General features: G+C 48.7%; 16 protein-coding genes. 8 read left to right on the top strand and 8 right to left on the bottom strand.

The features are described 5' to 3' along the window. Positions 1-363: 363 nt before the first annotated feature. The 5 genes from FTO70_RS16430 to FTO70_RS16410 all read right to left on the bottom strand — a co-directional run bounded on the left by FTO70_RS16430 (position 364) and on the right by FTO70_RS16410 (position 7,519). Positions 364-1,782, bottom strand: a complete 1,419-nt coding sequence (locus FTO70_RS16430; protein WP_255336856.1) for an aminotransferase class III-fold pyridoxal phosphate-dependent enzyme — start codon at positions 1,780-1,782, stop codon at positions 364-366. 128 nt (positions 1,783-1,910) lie between these two features. Beyond that, positions 1,911-3,398: an aldehyde dehydrogenase family protein gene (locus FTO70_RS16425; protein ID WP_255336855.1), complete on the bottom strand. Its 1,488-nt coding sequence runs from the start codon at positions 3,396-3,398 to the stop codon at positions 1,911-1,913. A 244-nt stretch (positions 3,399-3,642) separates the two neighbouring features. Continuing rightward, positions 3,643-4,026: a response regulator gene (locus tag FTO70_RS16420; protein ID WP_255336854.1), complete on the bottom strand. Its 384-nt coding sequence runs from the start codon at positions 4,024-4,026 to the stop codon at positions 3,643-3,645. 648 nt (positions 4,027-4,674) lie between these two features. Continuing rightward, positions 4,675-6,576, bottom strand: a complete 1,902-nt coding sequence (gatE, locus tag FTO70_RS16415) for a Glu-tRNA(Gln) amidotransferase subunit GatE (RefSeq protein ID WP_255336853.1) — start codon at positions 6,574-6,576, stop codon at positions 4,675-4,677. 307 nt (positions 6,577-6,883) lie between these two features. Then, positions 6,884-7,519, bottom strand: a complete 636-nt coding sequence (locus tag FTO70_RS16410) for an MASE1 domain-containing protein (protein ID WP_255336852.1) — start codon at positions 7,517-7,519, stop codon at positions 6,884-6,886. Positions 7,520-7,732: 213 nt separating this feature from the next. Between FTO70_RS16410 and FTO70_RS16405 the strand changes: the two genes are divergently transcribed. Continuing rightward, on the top strand, positions 7,733-9,154 hold the full coding sequence (locus tag FTO70_RS16405; protein WP_255336851.1) for a PAS domain-containing hybrid sensor histidine kinase/response regulator: 1,422 nt from the start codon (positions 7,733-7,735) through the stop codon (positions 9,152-9,154). A gap of 943 nt (positions 9,155-10,097) precedes the next feature. Here FTO70_RS16405 and FTO70_RS16400 read toward each other — a convergent pair. Next, positions 10,098-10,265 (bottom strand): hypothetical protein, encoded by a 168-nt coding sequence (locus FTO70_RS16400; protein ID WP_255336850.1) that lies wholly within the window; start codon positions 10,263-10,265, stop codon positions 10,098-10,100. A 73-nt stretch (positions 10,266-10,338) separates the two neighbouring features. Between FTO70_RS16400 and FTO70_RS16395 the strand changes: the two genes are divergently transcribed. Further along, entirely contained in the window at positions 10,339-10,797 is a 459-nt protein-coding gene (locus FTO70_RS16395; RefSeq protein WP_255336849.1) for a universal stress protein, read from the top strand. A gap of 207 nt (positions 10,798-11,004) precedes the next feature. On the opposite strand, the gene FTO70_RS16390 is transcribed toward FTO70_RS16395, so the two are convergent. Further along, entirely contained in the window at positions 11,005-12,468 is a 1,464-nt protein-coding gene (locus tag FTO70_RS16390; protein WP_255336848.1) for a 4Fe-4S dicluster domain-containing protein, read from the bottom strand. Beyond that, entirely contained in the window at positions 12,465-14,819 is a 2,355-nt protein-coding gene (gene hdrA2 / locus FTO70_RS16385; RefSeq protein WP_255336847.1) for a CoB-CoM heterodisulfide reductase HdrA2, read from the bottom strand. The genes FTO70_RS16390 and hdrA2 overlap by 4 nt, the downstream gene beginning before the upstream one ends. A gap of 1,192 nt (positions 14,820-16,011) precedes the next feature. On the opposite strand from hdrA2, the gene FTO70_RS16380 reads away from it, so the two are divergent. The 6 genes from FTO70_RS16380 (at position 16,012) to FTO70_RS16355 (ending at position 19,395) form a co-directional block, all read left to right on the top strand. After that, positions 16,012-16,293: a ferredoxin-thioredoxin reductase catalytic domain-containing protein gene (locus FTO70_RS16380; RefSeq protein WP_255336846.1), complete on the top strand. Its 282-nt coding sequence runs from the start codon at positions 16,012-16,014 to the stop codon at positions 16,291-16,293. Between the two features lie 59 nt (positions 16,294-16,352). Then, the gene (locus tag FTO70_RS16375; RefSeq protein WP_255336845.1) at positions 16,353-16,496 is read left to right on the top strand and encodes a hypothetical protein; all 144 of its coding nucleotides are present in this window, start codon (positions 16,353-16,355) and stop codon (positions 16,494-16,496) included. 318 nt (positions 16,497-16,814) lie between these two features. Beyond that, positions 16,815-17,279, top strand: coding sequence for a (Fe-S)-binding protein (locus FTO70_RS16370; protein ID WP_255336844.1), 465 nt, complete (start codon positions 16,815-16,817; stop codon positions 17,277-17,279). A 9-nt stretch (positions 17,280-17,288) separates the two neighbouring features. After that, on the top strand, positions 17,289-18,539 hold the full coding sequence (locus FTO70_RS16365) for a formylmethanofuran dehydrogenase subunit B (protein WP_255336843.1): 1,251 nt from the start codon (positions 17,289-17,291) through the stop codon (positions 18,537-18,539). After that, positions 18,539-18,937, top strand: coding sequence for a molybdopterin dinucleotide binding domain-containing protein (locus tag FTO70_RS16360; protein ID WP_255336842.1), 399 nt, complete (start codon positions 18,539-18,541; stop codon positions 18,935-18,937). Before FTO70_RS16365 ends, FTO70_RS16360 begins: the two co-directional genes overlap by 1 nt. A 155-nt stretch (positions 18,938-19,092) precedes the next feature. Next, the gene (locus tag FTO70_RS16355; RefSeq protein WP_255336841.1) at positions 19,093-19,395 is read left to right on the top strand and encodes a hypothetical protein; all 303 of its coding nucleotides are present in this window, start codon (positions 19,093-19,095) and stop codon (positions 19,393-19,395) included. The last annotated feature ends 1,039 nt before the right edge of the window (positions 19,396-20,434 follow it).

Here is a 20,434-nt window from a genome sequence, read left to right as displayed (position 1 = left end):
AGTTAAATTTAACCCGTTGTGTGCCCATAGTAGAAAAAATAAATAAGGATAGGATTCAATTTCAGAGTAATGCAGCTTAAAAAAAGGTTGAATTTGCTACGAAAATAATAGGTGTACTTCCTGCAGGGTTCTGGTGTCACGACAAATTAAATCTGAAACACAATTTATATGATAGCATCTCCATAGTTACAGATTTTATAATTAAAGTGTCTCATAACTAAGTTGCCTAGACACTAGTCTTTATATTCTCTATCTATTTACATTTTTTCTGGAAAAGCCCGTGCTACGCACGGTAACAAAATCCACGGAAATACACCTATTCCGGCAGTACCGTTTCTTTTCACTCACTACCTTCCCCTACCTTCACCTCACTCCCCTCTTCAACGCCTCCTCAAACCTCTCCAGCCCCTTATCAGCCTCCTCCTCCGTCATAACCAGCGGCGGCGAGAACCTTATCACGGACTCCCCGCAGCCCAGGAGCATGATGCCCTGTTTGTAGCCTTCCCGGACGATGCGGTTCCGGGTTGCGGGGTCAATGGATTTATCGGGTTTGACGATTTCGGCGCCGATCATGAGGCCGAGGCCCCGGACGTCGCCTATGCAGGGGTAGGAGTCCTGAAGTTCACGGAGACGCTGCTGGATGTGGGAGCCGAGGAGCCGGGCTTGGTCTCCGATTTTTTCCTTTTCCATGAATTCGAGGGCTGCAAGGGAGCCGGCTGAGGCGAGGAGGTTTCCTCCGAAGGTGTTTGAGTGGACGCCGGGGGGCCAGTCCATGAGGGTGGCGTCGGCGAGGATTGCGCCCATGGGAAGGCCTGCGCCGAGGGCTTTTGCAAGGCAGGAGATGTCGGGTTTGACCCCGAAGTTTTCCATGGCAAGGAAGGGGCCGGTGCGGAAACAGCCTGCCTGGACTTCGTCGGCTGCGAGGAGGACGTCGTTATCGGTGCAGATTTTCCGCAGCTCCTTGTGGAACTCGGGGGGAGGGACGATGTAGCCGCCTTCGCCCTGGATGGGTTCTACGAAGACGGCTGCGGTGTCTTCGGGGTTGAGTTCTTTCCTGAAGATCAGGTTTTCGATCTGCTTTACGCACTCGACCCCGCAGCCGGGGTGTTCAAGGTTCAGGGGGCAGCGGTAGCAGTAGGCGTAGTGGGTGTGGACGGTGCGGATGCCGGGGAAGTGCTCTTTCTGGCGGGCTTTGGAGGCGGTGAGGGAAAGGGAGCCCAGGGTCCGGCCGTGGAAGGCGTTGTAAAAGGCGATCAGGTTTTGCTTTTTCGTTTTCCAGATGGCAAGCTTGATTGCGGCTTCCACGGCTTCGGTCCCGCTGTTGCAGTAAAAGACCCTTGAGTAGCCGGAAAGTTCCCGGAGTTTCCGGGCGAGTTTTAAGGGGGGTTCGGCAAAAAAGTCCGCAGAACAGCAGTGCGTCATTTTTTCGAGCTGGGCGGAGATTGCGGCGTTTACGGCCGGGTTCGAATGGCCTGCGTTCAGGACCCCGATCCCGGCGACGAAATCGATGTACTCCCTGCCGTCCAGGTCCGTTACCACGGAGCCTTTCGCCCTGTCCACAACCAGGGGGTAGGGCCTGGTCTCGCAGGCGGACATCACATCGCAGTCCTGTTCGATTACTTCCAGGGACCTCGGGCCGATGGTGTCAAGCATCCCGATTTCCTGCATCTGGGAATTCGCTATCCGGGAATTTGCTTTTTCTCCGGTTTCCCCGGCTTTTCTTTTCCTGCTGTGAACCTGTTTTCTTTCCCCTTTTCCTTCTCCTTTTCTTTTACCTTCCACAAACCATTCCCCCTTACTCCTCATTCTTTTACCTGGCATCCCCTGCTCTGAATTCCCTTCCTTCAAATCCTTCCCTTCAAATCCATCCCTTCAATCCTTCCCTTCAAACTCCTCAACTGAAATCTCCCTCAATCGGTATCGATCTGGGCTTTTTGCAGCTTCCTGCTGTAGTCGATGTACACGGCTTTTACCTCGGTAAACTCCCTGATGGCATCGGTCCCTGCTTCCCTGAAGCCGTTTCCTGTACCTTTGATGCCCCCGAAAGGCAGGTGGACTTCGGCGCCTATGGTGGGGGCGTTGACGTATGTGATCCCGGCTTCGATTTTCTCGATTGCTTTGAAGGCGTTTACCATGTTTTCCGTGTAGATTGCCGAGGAGAGGCCGTACTGCGTGTTGTTGGCAACTTCTATTGCTTCTTCGAAGCTTGAAACCGTAATGATGCTGAGTACCGGGCCGAAGATTTCCTCCTGGGCAATTCTCATGTCCGGCTTGACGTCGGTAAAGACCGTGGGCTCAAAGAAATAGCCAGGGAGGCCGGAAAGCTCCGGATCAATGGTTTTTCCCCCTATCAGGAGGGTTGCACCCTCTTCTTCTCCAATCTTGACGTACCTCTGGATCTTTTCGAGCTGAGCTTTGTTGATTACGGGGCCCACGTCGGTTTCGGGAAGGAGGCCGTCTCCGACCCTGAGGATTTTTGTTTTTGCAAGGAGCCGCGCTGTGAACTCGTCCCGGATTTTTTCGTGCAGGATCACCCGGCTGGTCGCTGTACAGCGCTGGCCGGTGGTCCCGAAGGCTCCCCAGAGCACTCCTTCGAGGGCAAGGTCAAGGTCAGCGTCGTCCATGACTATCACCGGGTTTTTGCCTCCCAGTTCCAGGGAGACCCGCTTCATGGCTTTTGAGCACTCCCCCATGATCCACTTCCCGGTCTCAAGGCTGCCAGTAAAGGAAATTCCCCGGATGTCCGGGTGCTGGACGATTGCTTTTCCCACGGTCCCCCCTGAACCTGTCACCAGGTTTATGACTCCCGGGGGCAGGCCTGCTTCTGCCAGGATTTCGACCAGCTTGATGGAAAGGACCGGGGTGTCGCTTGCGGGCTTGAAGATGATAGCGTTTCCGGCGGCAAGGGCGGGCATGATCTTCCAGGCGGGAATTGCAATCGGGAAGTTCCAGGGTGCGATCAGGCCCACGACCCCCAGGGGGCGGAGCACGGTCATGCAGAACTTGTCCTTCAGTTCCGAGGTGGTGGTCTCCCCAAACATCCGCCGCCCCTCCCCCGCGGCGTAATAGGTAATGTCAATTGCTTCCTGCACGTCCCCCCTGGTTTCGGCCAGGACCTTTCCCATCTCCTGAGTCATCAGGACGGCCAGGTCTTCCTTTCGCTCCTGTAAAATCCGGGCCGCCCTGAAGAGCACCTCGGCCCTTTTGGGAGCCGGAGTCTCACTCCAGGTTTTAAAACCTTTCTTTGCGGCTTCAACCGCCCTGTCAACATCTTCCCTCCCACCTGCCTGCAGCACCGCGAGGTTTTCCAGGGTCGCCGGGTTTAAATCGTCAAAAGTTTCTCCGGTTGAAGAGTCGGTCCACTCTCCACCTATAAGCAGTCGGTATTCCTGAACCATAAAATCCCCAGAAATCATTGAATATACAGAGAGATAAATATATTCCTCTAAATTATTCTTTTAAATTATTCTTCTAAATTATTCTTCTAAATCATTCCAGCACGTTTTAAAAAGCTAAATTTTGGAATATGAGCATTGGAATCCAAATGTTAGAATCCAAATGTTAGAATCCAAATGTTGGAAAAAGAGTAAATGATGGATAAAAGATGCAGGTATTTTTGCAGGCCCTTTTTTATAATCTTTTTTAGTAGCCTGCGGTGTTGCTAACAATCTGATAGATCTGTTTTGACAGTTCGGAATACTGGGCTTTCATGTCCACCCCTTTCTGAACAAAGGAGTTTGCACCGTTTTCTATTGCCCTGTGCATAACTTCTTCCCTGCCCATTCCCGTAAACAGGATGAAGGGGATGGTAATTCTTTTTTCACGGATAGCCTTCAGGAAAGTGATTCCATCCATGGCAGGCATATCATAATCCGAAATTACAACATCGTAGGAATCTTTCTCCAGTTTCCTAAGTGCTTCTCCTGCGGAGTCCACTGTATCGGAGTTAATGTCGTGGAACATTTCCAGGAATGTTTTTGATAATTCCAGAAATGCAGGGTCGTCGTCTACAAGCAATACTTTCATGAGGTTTTCTCCTTATTGTTTCTGGTTTTGCCTGTTTTCGTTTTTCGGAAAGATTTTATGCCTCTCCTGTCCTGTCAGGAAATTTTGGAATCCTGGTGGCTTTTATGATTCACAAATGAGGCTATAATGAGGCTGTAGGAGTGTATTCCAAACGTTTCTTCCAAAGATCTTTCATTCAATTTTTTTATTAAAGAGTTTGATGCCTCTGTAGATCTTGAATTAGTCCAATCTTATAATATAGGTATGATATGTGGAATATTATCATGACATATTTTTTATTTTAATTTACTACTGTTATTATCAAGGATGTCTTCATTAATATAAAAAGTTAACTTCAGTATTTATTTATATGTTCACTGAATGACTTATATATGTTTAATAATCGGGAGCAAATTCCAGAATGGTTAGTTATAGGCTACTTAATAAACAATGGGCAAATTGGAAAACAGCCTATCACTTACAATAAAGTCCAAAAAATATTTAAACTCTGCCCCAAGTCCTTAAATTGTGGGTTATAGTTTTAAAATATTGGAATTGATGGATATATTTTAAAAAAGATTCTTGCTCAAAATAACCTTCTCAAAATAACCTTCTCAAAATAACCTTCTCAAAATAACCTTCTCAAAATAAAAGAATTGTCCAGGGGTATTATCCCTGGGTGATGAAGTTGTCTATTTCTGTTTTCAGCATCTGGCTCAGGATCTTCCCGTCGACCGTGCCCCTGTATTCCTGCATGACAATGCCCATCAGGGGGCCAAGGGCTGCAGGGCCTTTTTCTATTATGAAATCGCCCCTTTCCCGGACGAGGTTCTTGATGAATGTCTCGATTTCTGCGGGGTCGAAGGCGCTGAGGCCGAGCTGGGAAATGGCTTCCTGTGTACTCAGGTTCGGCTCTTTTGCAAGAGCGGTCAGGAGGTCCTGTACGGCTTCTTTTGCGATTTCCTGATTTGAAATGGCTGCAAAAAGCCCTCTGAAGTGCTCGTCGGAAAGGTTTTCCGTGTCAACCCCGCTTCTCCGGAGTTCGGGGACAATGCCAACGAGGGTCCTGGCGATAAGGGTTGCGTTTACGTTTGCGTCTTTCCTGTAGCTCTCAAGCAGGCTTTCGAAGAGAGGGAGGTGCTTGGAGTAAGCTACCTTTTCGGAAAGTTCCCTGTTCAGCCCGTATTCGGTGGCAAAGCGCTTTGCCCTCTCGGTCAGGAGTTCAGGGGTCTCGATGGAGTCAAAGTACTCCTGGGAGATCTCGATCTGCGGGACGTCGGTTTCCGGGTACATCCGCGCAGCCCCGGGCAGCGGGCGCATGTAGGCGGTGTTTCCGTCGGGAAGCGCTCTCCGGGTTTCTTCGGGGATGCCCTCGAGGACTTCTTTTGCTCTGAGGATGACGGCTTCGATTGCAAGCCTGGATTTCTCCGGCTCATCTGCGACCATGATAACGGCGTCCTCGGGTCCTGCCCCGATGGCATCCCTGAGGGCCTGGACTTCCTTTTCCGTAATCCCGTAGTTGGGAAGCTCATCAGTGTGGAAGAGCCCTCCTACTCCGGCAGTTTTCGCCCGGTCCGAGAACTCGGTCCCGAGCCTTCTTCCGGGCTGGACTTCCTTGCCGACAAGCCCGTTAAACTTCCGAAGAAGGGCGGCAAGGATTGCCCCTTTCTTTACACCCTTCTGGAGGACCTTGGACTTGGTGTCCATGAAAAGCCCTGTAGCGTCATAGATTTCTTCGCAGACAAAAGCCCCCCGCTCGAGGAGTTCCTGCCTGATAAACAGGAGGTTGAGCTGCCTTTCCACTTCCCTCCGGACGATGTCTTCGATCAGGTCGAGGGCCTGAACCCCTTTGATCTCGACCCTTGCGCCCTGGGCAATGGAGATGTTCACGTCCTGCCTGATGGTTCCAAGCCCTCTCTTGACCTTCCCGGTAGACCTGAGGATCATCCCTATCTGCTCGGCAACCTCCCGGGCGTGCCTGGGGGACTTGATATCCGGTGCAGTTGCAATTTCCACAAGCGGAATCCCCAGCCTGTCCAGGGAATAGACAATTGAGTCCCCGATTTCTTCGATCTTCTGGGCAGCTTCCTCTTCCACACAGAGGCTGTCAATCCCGCAGGGCCCTTCCGAGGTCTCGATTACTCCGTTGCTTGCCAGGAACGCCGTCCGCTGAAAGCCGCTGGTGTTTGACCCGTCCACCACGATCTTTCTCATAACGTGCAGCTGGTCGACCGGCTTCATCCGGAAAAGCTTTGCAACCCCCAGGGAGATTTCAAGAGCCTCCTTATTAAGCTCCCTCGGAGGCTCCTCATCGTTTTCTATAAGGCAGGTCGTGTCATACGCCTTATATATGTACTTCCTCCTGATCTTTGTCTGCTCAACCGCAGCCCTGTCCTTTTCTCCCATCTCGCTTTCCGTAGCCCTGAGATACCTGAAAAACTCAAAGTCCGAATCCCCCAGATCCCGGATCAGGGTCGGACACCTGCAGAACAGCTTCTCCTTCGAATCCAGCTGCTGGTGAATTTCAAGCCCGGCTTTCAGCCCAAGTTCACTATAATCGTATTTTTCCATATTCTCACCCGAATCTAAGCAGGAAGCGCCATATTTTCTTCAAATCTACCTTCTTTTTGTTCTCCCTTTACTTTTAAGTCCGTCGCCTAAAATAGTCTATTTGCGCTATTGATTTCCTCTCTTAGCTCTTTTAGGTGCTGCGTTTGCAGTTCTCGGTTATTTTAAACAGGAAACTGAATGTAAAAGGTATGCTGAAATGTATAAATGTATCTATTACAGGAAGAGAGATGTTCAAAAAAGTATTAAATTTTTAGTTATGTATCGTTGAAAAATTTTTAGTATTTTTCTTTTTCATACTTTATCATAATCAGACCCAGTAGTTGTGGACGTAAGATTTTGTCTGCTGGACGTAGGGAGTTACATACCTGAGGCAAAATGGTACAATCAGCAATGTAGTTATCACATTGCCAGCGAACCATCCTTCAAATGCCACAAAAAATTCAGTCCATGGGATCATGCCGTCCATGACCATCATTAAGGAACCCCACAGAGCACCGATAAGATTGTTAAGCAGGCAACCGAACAAAAGGAATATTCCCACATCCCTTTTTGTCCTTAGCCTTATGTTAGCCCTGAAGTATGCAAAGGCCGCCAGGGGTATAAGGACCTGCCAGAGATCGGCAAGTGACCACACAACATTTAATGAAAAGGGCATATCCGCAAGGATTCCTGCCCCTATCATACATCCGAGGTAGGCAGAAAGAACTCCCCATATTCCATACCAGAGGGCGAAAAGTATCATAAAAGCGACTGCAAAATACATGCTGGATACGCCGGGTGCAGGTGAGATCGGAGAGTTTACCACTGCAAATCTTGACAAAAGTGAATTAACCAGTATCAGGAAAAGAAAAATATTCAGATGGGTTGATACTGACTCTATATCGGGTATTATATCTTCTCCTTTAATTTTATGACATAAGTGATGTGTAACCAGTCTTACCATTTAATTTTATGACCTAAGTGGGTGTAACCAGTCGTCTCTTTCAATTTTAGGAGCAAGTAGGTGTAACAAGTCCTCTAAAAGAGGTGCCGTTAACGGTGCAATATATATAACATTTTTATTATATAACATAGTTGCAGCAAGATCTAAAAAATTAGTATCAGCAAGGCGGAGATTCATTATTTTTCGTAAATTGCATTACCGGGAGTCATAGCAATGAAAAGCGATCTAGAGGACATGGACCCGCTCCGATTAAAGGAATGGTTTACAAAACCATACTCTGTGACAGTGACAACAGTTTTGCTTTTTTTTCTGGTCCTTTATCGTGCCTGGTTATATATTGCAGATTGGCTTGAAGGTGTCCTTGTAGGTGGACTCACTCCCGGAGATGTAACTTTTATCAAGGCCCTTACATTTATCCTGGTTCTTCTGATCGCCAATATAGTGTATATGGTTCTCAGCAAGCAGGTAGGCCTTTTGAGAACTGTAGTAGATCAGGAGAAAAAACTTTACCTGTGTGAAATGAAATTCCAAAGTTTTATTGACAATGTGCCGGATGTTGCGGTACAGGGCTTTGATCCGGATTGTACTGTAATTTACTGGAACACTGCAAGCGAAAAAATGTATGGTTATCCAAAAAATGAAGCCATGGGGAAGAAACTGACTGAACTTATTGTCCCCTGTGAAAATCAAAATGATTTTGTAAAGATCATCGGTTCCATGCAAAAAGATAGAACTTATGTCGGTGCATCGGAAAATAATTTTTTAACGAAGGCAGGGGAAAAAATCCCTGTATTTTCCAGTTATTCGGCCGTCCAGGTACCTGAAGACCAGGTTGAGATATTCTCCATGGAGATAGACCTTACCGAAAGGAAAAGAATGGAGGAGACTCTTCTGGAAGCAAAGGAAATTGCTGAGGCTTCAAACACTGCCAAAAGCAAATTCCTGGCAGGTATGAGCCATGAAATTCGGACGCCTCTTAACGCGATTATCGGATTTTCCGATCTGCTTATCAATAACTTTGCAGGACCCTTAAATGGAAAGCAGATGAAGTATGCAAGTAACATCTCCACAAGCGGCAAGCATCTGCTCGGCATCATTAATGACATCCTTGACCTGTCAAAAGCAGAAGCCGGAAAAATGGAAATCCAGTATGAGCTTATCTCGGTTCCCCTGATAGTCCAGGAGATTGCAGACGTTATGAGGCCGGCTGCAAGCAGCAGGGGAATAACTATCACCACCGACATAGAAAGTGATGTCGGCATGGTTGAAGCGGATAGCGGAAAGTTAAAGCAGATACTTTACAATCTCATAGGGAATGCAAGCAAATTCTCCATTGATGGAGGAAACATTTCCATAAGGACCAGAGTAGTTGAAGGGTTTATGAAATTCGAGGTTAAGGATGAGGGTGTAGGAATAAAAGAAGAAGACCTGCCAAAGCTTTTCAAACCTTTTTCCCAGGTTGACGGGCCCACAGAAGGTAACACTGGAAAGAAACATGAAGGCACAGGGCTCGGCCTCTCTCTTGTCAAGAAACTGGTTGAACTTCATGGAGGGGATGTTTGGGTCAAAAGTGAATACGGAAAGTACAGCATCTTCGGCTTCAGCCTCCCACTTCACCGCCCTGCCGTTAAATAATTGTTTTCAGGCAGGGTTGTGCCAGCCGAGTTGCGCCAGCCGAGTTCCGCTTCGGCAGCACGGTGTCCGTTTCGCTCACTTCGTTCGCTCAAGCGGACTGAAATTTTCAAAACTTATTTTTTATTTTTTGCATGTAGGCGGTCAGTTGCGTGAACTTCATCAAAGCAACTTTTTTATGAAAAGGCCGGTCAGCAAGCTGACCGGTGAGAGCCCCGTCTCCTGAAAGCCGATAGAACTCCGGTGCTACTCTTATTTTCCGGAGCAAAATGAGAAATTCTGGATTCGGGATTTCCTTCTCAATCCGGTAAAACCAGCGTATACCGCACCGGAGCCTCCTCATCCCTCGAAAACTTCTGGAGCTGCGTCCCCGGTTTCCTTAAGCATCCGATCCATTCACAGCCCGGACGCCATGAGACACGGCTTTTCGAGGGTTGGGTTATGTGAGGCTCTTTCTGAACCTGCGCCGGTGCAGTTTCACTTATCATAGTTTCACTTATTATATTAACATAAACTGTTTTGCTAACAAATACAATAAAATAATCAGGCAAAGAAAGAGGAATAAATGCATCAATACTGCAATCACTATTTCAGGATTCATATCATGATCTTTCAACGAGGAATTATTTTTTTTCGAAGTGGAAAGGGAATTATCGGAAGAGTCTGTCATAAATTATACAATAATTTCCTCCCATATATAGAATTATATTCTTATCTCTAATTACAAGTTCCTGTAAGAACTAATCTTGCTCCCTTTGTCCCTTTCTTTTGATCTCTCTTTTTTTATTTATTTTATTTCATCATCAACATCTCATGGAAAAAATATGAAATGATATTTTTGAAATTGGAGTCGTAACCCTGGAAAATAATTCAAAAACCTTGAAAAGCCTTATTTTCCGTTTTCTTTCAGTCCAGCAAAACCAGCGTGTACGGCTCTGGAGCCGCATCATCCATTGGAAAAATTCTGAAGTGGTGTCCCCAGTTTTTCAAGGGTTTTGTCCATCCTCACTCTGAGCCCCACGAGGCAGAGCCTGCGGAGATTGGGCTGGTGGCAGGTGCCTTTATCGCCGGCACACTTACATCCGAATAGTCGCCTGTGGCGCACCAGGTGCACATCTTAACCCTACTTCCTTAAAATACGATGCTGTTATATTTCTTGCAAGCGCATAGAATAAAGGGGATATTGCATGGGAAATCTATCTTACAGGAAAATTATGGTCGCAACCGACGGTTCGGAGTGCTCCCATAAGGCTGTGGCTTCGGCGGTTGAGCTTGCCAGGCTGAGCGGCGGGACCGTTTATGCGGTGTATGTCGTTTCTACGGATTACTTTTCTTCGATGGCAGTGGATACGGGCTGGGAGACGATGTACGAGGTCCTGAAAAAAGAGGGGCATGCAGCCGTTGAGTATGTAAAGGCTGTCGGGGATGCTGAAGCTGTACCCGTGGAAATGATCGTGCTCGAAGGGCATCCGGCTCCCGAAATAATCGATTATGCCGAAGAGAACGGGATGGAACTCATCGTTCTGGGAACCCTCGGAAGGACGGGCATTGACAGGGTGCTGCTTGGAAGCGTTGCAGGAAACGTTGTCAGGCACAGCAAGGTGCCTGTGATGGTCGTAAGGGGAGAAAGGAAACTCGAAGAGTGAAAAGTGAGCGTTTTTCAGGGGTTTCCGTTTCTCCGGTGCTTTTTTATTTCCCGGCTTCCTGCTTTCAACTTTACTTTCGGGTTATTTCAATTTTTCAATTTTTCAATTTTTCAATTTTTCAATTTTGTTTTCCGGCTTTGGTTTCTCAGCTTTTTACTTCCGGGCTTTTTGCTACAAATTTCCGTTTTAAGCTTTCAGCTTTCCGTTTTAAGCTTCGCTTTCCATCTTCTTTTTCACTGCAGCAAGGACATTTTCCGTGGAATCCTTTTCCCAGAGTTTCCTGACTTTCGGGCTCTTGAGAGCAGGCATAAGTGAGTCGATCTTAGCCTGGACGGCTGCAAGCTGCATGTTTGCCTCGGGGGGCTCGATTCCCATGAACTTCTGGGCTTTTAGGGTCTCGGTTTCCCGTAAGACTGCGCGGTCAACTCCCTTCCTTACACCGGTTTTGAGGGACTCGATGGCATCTTTCCACTGGGCTGCCCAGGGGGTGTCCGGGATTTCGGTGTGGTGGACGTAGGTGCGTTCGAGTTTTATGGCTGCCAGGTGGCAGGCTTTCACGCAGGCCCCGCAGTAGGTGCAGTAGTCTTCGGCAAAGGCGATCTTCCGGGGGTCTTCGGGGTCTGTGGGGACGTACCAGAGCTTTGAGGGGCAGACGTTGAAACAGCCGCGACAGCCCTGTGGGTCGCACTCTTTCAGGTTGAGCTCGATCAGGGCCAGTTCTCCTTCCATGGGCTTTTGCAGGTCCACGGCTTCATAGGGGCAGACAGCCTGGCAGCGGCCGCACTGGGTGCATTTGACCTCGTCGACTTTTATGCTGCCTTCCACCTTCGGGGCTTCGCAGGGGCGTTCCCCTTTGACCTTTATGGCCTCTTCGGGGCAGAGGTCCTGGCAGAGCACGCAGTAGTCGCACCGGTCCTCATCTACCAGGAGCTGCTCGAAGGGCACGATATTATCGGGGGTGGGCTCGCGCTCGAGCAGGATGAAGGCGTCGCAGAAGCGGGCGCAGATCCCGCAAAAGTTGCACCTGTCCATATCGATTTCGATTTCACCCTCGGCCCCTTCCTTGAAAGGTGCGATCTCTTCCTTTTTCGGGAAGGTGAACTCCACCTCGATTGCGTCCTGGGGGCAGGCCCCTTCACAGAGGGCGCAGGGGAGGCACTTCTCATTGATGTTCACGTAAGCGTCATACTTCGGGTACTGCTTCTCGTCCGGGACTTCGCCTATGGCTTCGAAGGTTATGGCATGGACCGGGCAGAGGTTTGCGCACATCCGGCAGAAGGTGCACTTCTCAAGGTCCATCATTACGGGTGGGGCATCAAGCCCTGTTGCAATCTCGTGAATGGGCCCGGCTTCCAGGGCTTTTGTGGGGCAGATCTCCACGCAGATCCCGCAGCCGTTGCAGCGCTTGTAGTCGTAGTCCAGGGTCTTGATGGACTTTTCCGTGGCCTGGGTGTAGAGGAAGTGGGAGCCCTGCAGGTCCATGCTGGTGGTGACCGTGATCTTTTCCTGGCTTTCTTCCCCGGCTTCGCCAGTTTCTCCGGCTTCGGGTTCTTCAGTGAATTCTTCGGCGTCCCCATCTCCGCAGCAGCACCCTTTGCACACGGGAGTTTCCTGTCCCGGTTTTTTGTCCGGGCATTCTTCCGGGTTTTTATCCGGGTATTCCTCGCTCACTGTGCCACCTCCTTCAGTTCGGTTCCTATGGGCCCGATTTCTTTCAGTTCCTTTACAAACTCGGTGATCGTATTCGAGAAGCGTTCCCCTTCGGCAGCCGAGATCCAGAGGGTCCTTATCCTCTTCGGGTCAAGCCCGATTTCCCCGATCACGTCTTTTAAGACCTCGATCCGCTTCTTTTCGTCATAGTTCCCGTAGATATAGTGGCACTCGTCCATCCTGCAGCCTGCCACAAGCACCCCGTCGGCTCCGCCTTTTAAGGCTTCGAGCACGAATTCGGGGTTGACGCGGGCCGAGCACATGGTCCGGATGACCCTGATGTTTGTCGGGTAGTGGAGCCTGGACATCCCGGTCAGGTCGGCACAGGCATAACTGCACCAGTTGCAGAGGAAAGCCACAATGAAGGGGCTCTGGGACTTGTGGGCCGTTGCTTCCCTTACCTGGGCCAGGAGCTGTTCGTTTTCGAAGTTCCGCATCTGGATTGCCCCTACGGGGCAGGCTGCACTGCAGTCCCCGCAGCCGTGGCAGGAGACTTCGTCAACCACGGCTTTCTTGTCCTCGATGCTGATCTTCCCGAACTTGCAGACTTCCACACAGGTCCTGCACCCTATGCACTTTTCAGGGTCAACATGGGCGCCCATGGGGTCGGCTTCAAGTTCCCCGGTCCTGAGGAGCTGCATTGTCTTGGAAGCGCAGGCACTGCCCTGGGCTATTGAGACCTGGATCTCCTTGGGGCCCGAGGCACAGCCTGCCAGGAAGACCCCGCTCACCGGAGCGTCTACCGGGCGCATTTTCGGGTGGGCCGGGGAGAAGAACTGGTCAGGCCTGCGGGCAAGGTTTAGCATCCTCCCTATCCCTTCCGCAGCTTTTGTGGGTTCGTAGCCCGTGGAGAGGACAACCATGTCATGGACGTCCTCTGCAACCTGGCATTCCAGGGTGTTTTCGTAGCGGATGGCGAGTTTTCCATCTTCGGTCCGGTGGACTTCCGCAACCTTCCCGCGGATGAAGTCCACACCCATGCCCTGGGTCCTGTTGTAGTATTCCTCGTACATCTCCCCGGCTGCCCGGATGTCGATATAGTGGATGGTGACGTCTGTGTCCGGGTAGCGCTCCTTTATCATCTGGGAGTTTTTGAGGGCTGCCATGCAGCAGACCCGGGAACAGTACTCGTTGCCTACGGTCTTATCCCTCGACCCCACGCACTGGATGAACGCGACACTTTTCGGGGGTTCCCCGTCGGAGGGCTTGAGAACCCTTCCGCCCGTAGGCCCTGCAGAGTTCAGCATCCGCTCGAGCTGCATGTTGGTAATGACGTCGGGGTATTTCCCGAAGCCGTACTCCGGTTTCCTTCTGGCGTCAAAGAGCTGGTACCCGGTTGAGACAATGACCGCTCCTGCCTCGAATTCGATTTCCTCGGGTTTCTGCTCGTAGTCCACAGCCTCGGCAGGGCAGGCCTGCTGGCAGAGCCCGCAGCCCACGCAGTGGTCCGGGTCGATCAGCACGACCTGGGGCACGGACTGGGGGATTGGCATGTAGATTGCCCGGGTCTTTCCTATCCCGTAGTTCATGGGGTTTTCGATTTCCACGGGGCAGACCCCGGAACAGAGGTCAACGCATCCCTTGCATTTGTCCTCCAGCACGAACCTGGGCTTCCTTTTGACCTTCACATGGAACTTCCCTACCGAACCTGAAATGTCGGTCACTTCGGAATAGGTGTAGAGGGTGATATTCGGGTGGTTCTGGACTTCCGTCATCTTGGGGGCGAGCACGCAGATGGAACAGTCGTTTGTGGGAAAGACCTCGTTCATAAGGGCCATCTTGCCCCCTATCGTTGACTCCCTTTCCACCATGGTCACGGGATAACCGGTTTCGGCCAGGTTCAGGGCGGCTTCGATTCCAGCAACCCCTCCTCCGATTATGAGGACATTCCTGCTGGCTTTCGAGCTTGTCGCGCTCAGTTCCTTTAAGAATTTGGCTTTTGCAACCCCCATCCTTATAAGGTCGAAGGCCTTCTGGGTGGCCATCTGGGGGTCATCGGCATGCACCCAGGAGCACTGCTCCCTGATGTTTACCATTTCCATGAGGTAGGGGTTCAGGCCGGCTTTTTCCATCACGTGCCTGAAGGTCTTTTCGTGCAGCCGTGGGGAACAGGCGGCTATCACTACCCTGTCGATTTTGTTGTCCTTTATATCCTTTATGATGCCTTCCTGTCCGGAATCGGAACACAGAAACTGTACTTCCCGGGCAAGCACCACATCTTCCAGTTCAGCTGCCATCTCCTGCAGGGCAGAAACGTCGATTACGCCGGCAATGTTCAGCCCGCAGTGGCAAACGTAGACTCCGATTCGCATAATGATAACTCCTTGTATCTATGGGTAATGTTAGGGACTTGGATCTGATATAGCTTTTGACTTTTCGCGATATATTCACGGCTCATAATTCGTACATTTGTTCATATTTAATATATTATATTTATCCTGTTATAATACTCACATACAATTGGCAGTTTCAGTTCTCGCTTATAATTTGGATTTCACATTCCTGGCCTGCAATTTACATTTTACAATTCCTGGCCTTTAATTACGGGTCTTATTATTGCGGGTCTTATTATTGCGGGTCCTATTATTGCGGATCCTGTTCTCCAATTGTAATTACAGGTAAAGTTTCGGATTTAATGTCCCTTCTAACGCTTTATCGCTGGTCCGTAGGGGGTCAGCGGGTTACAAAGAAAAAGTTAAGTTTTGTGAAAGCGTCTTCCAAAAAGCTGAAGATGCCTTCATTTCTTCATTTTTTACTTTTATTTATCCTACTATAGTTTTTCCCCCAAACGGGATAAAAATGTAGTTATTTTATACAAAATCAAAACCTTTATTTTAAGGGTGTTTTTCAGAGTTGTAGCGCTTTATTTTTCCGCTTTTCCCCTTGAAGCTTTCACAGACTTCGATGCCGGAAATTGGTGCATGTGAACTGGAAAAGCAAGGTTTGAGCCCTTAAATGAGAATAGGCTGACCTCTAACAGCTGCATTAATGTGGATCTCCCGGAAACATGGTAGAGATACTGATAACAGCTTTTCTGTCAATTTCTCACCGCTAATTAATATCTATACTATTATATTTAATAACTTATACTAATATCTATGTAATTGTTTAAATTGCTTGCATTCGTTTGTGCTATATGACGGAAATTACCCGTGAGATTGAAATTACCATGAGATTATTCCTGGAAAGAATTAACCGTCTTCAGCTTCTCCTGCTAAAGGATGACCAATTAATTTATAGTTTGAGAGATTAATTCGTAATCGACCAGCCAATCTGCGAATGAGAAACACCTGCTTGAACAGTTCATTATTCAAATAATTGATTAAAGGTTCTCCTCGCAGTTCATTATATTATTTGTTGTACAGTTTAGTACGTAGTTTGTTGCAGCATTAGTTACACATAGTTCGTTGCATGGTTCGTTGCAGAATTAATTGCATAGTTCGTTGCAGAATTAAGCATTATTCAATAGGTTTATTTCTAATTTGGAACAAAGGGAGCGCTCATATGAGTGAACATGAAGAATTAAAACAAAAAATGTATGAATGGACCGAAAAATACGCTGCTAAAGCTGGATTCAGGCTTAACCCCGATAAAGAAGCCCTTGATTATGTCCTGGACGGGCTTGCTTCAAGGCTTGATAAGTACGGAAGGCGGTACTGCCCCTGCAGGATAGTTACGGGGGACGAGGAGGAAGACAAAAAGATCGTCTGCCCCTGCATCTACCACAAGGATGAAATCGAAAGGGACGGAAACTGCCACTGTGAACTCTTCTTCAAAGGAAACTGAGCAAATTTGCTTCAAAATTGCCTCTTTAAGTTTTCCCTTTTAAATCCTTTTACCTGGGGTTGGGAAAGGCAATTTATTTAAATATTTTTTGCCCTCCTGGAGCCGGGAAATTTAAAAAAGAGGCATTTTCAGTGCTTGAGCAGGATAAAAGCCTCGCATCAGACCCGGATAGGTATGGAAGGGTTATTAACACTGTAAATTAAAATTAACGCTGATAATTAAAAAGCAATAGTTTAAGGTAGATTACTCAGATACTCTTTAATTATATGGTATTTGATCCTGATTAGTCTTTAATGGCATTCTTCAATGAAATACCACTCCGGATAAATACCGGCCAACTTACCACTTTGGATGAAATGCCAGTTGGCTTGATGCCAGTTGACTTGATGCCAGTTGACTTAATATCGGTTGATTTTTCATGCTGGATAAATGCCAGTTGAATTAATGCCAGTTGAATTTGATACTTATCAATAAAGTTAACACTGATACTTCTACTCAAATTGACTCAAGGGTGACCTGGAATGACAAACGCAATGGAAATCTACCAGATGCTTCCAAAAACCAACTGCAAGAAGTGCGGGAAAACCTCCTGCATGGCGTTTGCAGTTGCCCTCATGGCCCGCGAGCTCACAGCTGATGACTGCCCGCCCCTTATAGAGGAATCAAAATACAAAGAAAACTATGAAAAGATCAGCGGCCTTTTCAAGACCTCCGAAGGCGCAACGGAAACCGGGCTTATAGTGCACGAGGACCTCTGTTTTGGCTGCGGGAACTGTGTGGTTGCCTGCCCGGTCAATGTGGCAAACGACCCTTACGGGGTCGGCTCTGGAAAGGCCCCCTCAAAAACGGAAAAACTTATCCTGATCATCGAGGACGGAATCGTAAAAGCCCAGAACGTCGGGGAATGCCGCCGCTTCGGGAAGAACAAGATCCTCTGCAACGGGTGCATCGTGACCTGCCCGGTAGAGGCAATTGAGTTTGTGTGAGGTGTGCGGATGGAGAAAGATTATTACGTATGTACCGGATGCGGCCTCCTCTGCGATGACATTGAGGTCGAACTTGAGAAGAACGCGGTAAACAAGGTCTACACCGCCTGCAGGGTGGGAGTTGCCCACATGAAAGAAGGCAGCAGGGATTCTGCCTTCCTTGTAGACGGCAAGCCCGCAGACGAAGCCGCGGCGATAAAGGAAGCGGCTTTAATCCTGAAGAATGCAAAGAACCCCCTGGTCTTCGGGCTCGGGACTTCCACAAACGAAGCCCAGAAACTGGCAATTGAACTTGCAAAGAAGCTCAGTGCCACCCTGGACGACACCTCGTCTTTCTGCCTGGGCCCCGTGGTCGAAGCCCTGCTCCAGGAAAAGTTTAAAACCTGCACCCTTGACGACATACGCCACAAGGCCGATGTCGCAATCTTCTGGGGCGCAGACCCCTCGGACTCCCACCCCCGCCATCTTTCCAAGTTTTCCTACTTCCCCCGCGGCCAGGAAAAGCAGAGGGGCTGGGAAGAGGAAAGGACCGCAATCTGTGTGGACATCAGGAAGTCCCACACCGCAAAGATCTGTGGGAACTACTTCTTCCAGGTCCCCCAGGGAGGAGACGCCGAGTTTATCGAAGCCCTGATTGCCGGGCTTTCCGGAAAAATCCCGAAAACGTCTTACAACTACCCCCCAAAAAAGCTCCTGGAACTGGCAAACATCCTGAAAGGGGCAAAGTTCGGGACAATCTTCGTGGGCCTGGGCCTGCTCTATTCCTTAGAAGACCTCGGTCCCCTGGTCAGGCTCCTGGAAACCTTGAATGAAAAGGCGAAGGGGAGCTTCCACCTGGTGCCCATGGTCGGGCACTACAACATGCGGGGCTTTAACGAAAACCTCTTTGCCGAGACAGGGTACGTAAACAGTGTGAAATTTGAGGAAGGGGCCGTCAAGCACGGGCCCGAGTACTCGGTCGTTGAAGCCCTTAAGGCAAAAGCGGTTGACGCAGCCCTGATCATAGGCTCTGACCCCCTTTCAAGCCTCCCGCGTTCCATTGCAAAGAACCTGCTGGAGATCCCCATCATAACCGTCGACCCCTGTGAGACCCTTACCTCCAGGAAGGCAAAGGTCGCTATCAGGTCCGGGGTCAGCGGGGTGGAGTCCGGAGGCAGTGCCACACGGATGGACGGGGTCGAGGTAAGCTTCAAACCTATCGTTGAGACGAACCGTCCCTCGGATGAGGAAGTTCTCAAGAAGCTCATGGAGGCGCTCTGATGGATTTCGGATCTTTTCTCTCAGCCCCTGAAATCAAGATAAAAATTGTAACTTACAGGGACATCTTCCAGAACAAGGCAATGATCGAGGACCGTTTCGGGGAAGACTACAGGGCCAGTTCCGCTCTCATAAAGCTGGACCCTGCCGACCTCAAACAGCTCGGTATAAAAAAAGGCGACACCGTAATCGTGAAAAACTCCTTCGGGAAAATCGTTGTCAGGGCTGAAGAGTCCGGCTACGAGGCCCCGCACCGGGGCACTGCTTACATGCCTAACAGCCCCTGGTCCAACTCCCTGGTCTCGGACGAAACCGGCGGCAAAGGGGTCCCGAGGTTCAAAGACATTACGGCAACAGTCACCACAGCCAAAGGGGAAAAGGTAACGGAACTCGAGTTCTGAATTCCATTTCATGCAGTTTTCCGGAAAAAACCGAAAAACGCTACCCTTTTACTTTTTAGTCTCTTCTCTCTTTTTTCTTACTGCCAAATGCAGAAGGAGAGGAAACTATGAGAAGAGGAAACTATGAGAAGAGGAAACTATGAGAAGAGAATGCTATGGATGCTGCGGTCCTGAAATTCACCCCTGTTTTGAAAAACGGAAAAACCTTCTACCGGTTTGACGGCTTCGAGAATGTGATCCCAAAGTGGGAACTGCCCTGCGAATACCTGAGCGGCCTGCATTTCACAGCCTGGGATCGGGTCCTGCTTTATTCTGACGGAAGCTTTATGCGGGCAGTAGCTGTTGGAAAAGAGGTCCCCGAGGAAGAGTACAGGGAACTCATGAAAATCGTCGAATGCGGGAAATCGAGGCTAAAAGAAATTCGGGAAAGGACGGGATTTGAGAGGGAAAAACCTTAAAACCTTTTTCGACTTGCTTTTCAGGTACCGACGCTCTCACCGGCCGACGAGGGAGGCCGGCCTTTTCCATAAATGTGGGTAAAATATGGAGAAGCAAAAGAGCATCCGGATGCCTGATAAGTACATTGTGGTGACTAAAAAATACATTGCGATGACCAAAAAGGTCATCCCGATGACTGAATACGTATCATTGCGAAGATCAAAAAGGTCATCCCGATGACTGAATACGTATCATTGCGATGACCAAAAAGGCATCCTGGATACTTAAAGATGTTTCGGGAAAGCTAAAAGGAGCAGCCAGATGATCCTTAGGAAAGTTCTCCCAAAGGAAGATTCCTATAAAAATGCAAGGATTAAATTCAAAATTGTTTCGTTTTTGGTGAGGCGCCGCCAGGCAAGCTGGCGGGGACCTTTTTCATCCCCTTAAATTAAAAAAGGTTTCTCGAGGTCAAGGGAAGCACTTCTCAGCCCAGTTGATTACTTCTCCATTATTCAGGTTTTTTCCACGTATTTAGGTTTTTTCCACGTATTCAGGTAGTTGTTATTTGTTTTTTCTGGTTGGCAGGACGGATATGCCAGGATTTTCTGGGGAAAAACCATTTATAGAGTACTCTTTTGATTTACTACTAACTTTTTATTGTTCTTTCTTTATAAATAATTTTAAAAAAAAGTTATTTATTGATATATGAAGAATTTGAATGGGGATATTAAGATCTTTTTAAGATCGTTTCAGAATAACTGGAAACTTCAAGGCATTGATCTCTTTAAAGATCACCGGGCGTTTCGAGGTCAGGTAATGGGGGCGAGTCTTTGGTTATACCTGATTAAACGCATACTTTCATCCTGTTAGGGCGGATTTGAGAGCCGTCTTTTTGCTTGCGGTTTTCAGCAACCTATCCCATAATCCAGAATCATTTCAAGACCATTTCAAGACCATTTCAAGACCATTTCAAGACCATTTCAAGACCATTTCAAGACCATTTCAAGACCATTTCAAGACCATTTCAAGACCATTTCAAGACCATTTCAAGACCATTTC

This window comes from Methanosarcina sp. KYL-1 (assembly GCF_024372725.1).
Lineage (GTDB): Archaea > Halobacteriota > Methanosarcinia > Methanosarcinales > Methanosarcinaceae > Methanosarcina.
Note: the sequence above shows the minus strand (reverse complement) of the source record. Positions and strands in the feature narration are given on the sequence as shown.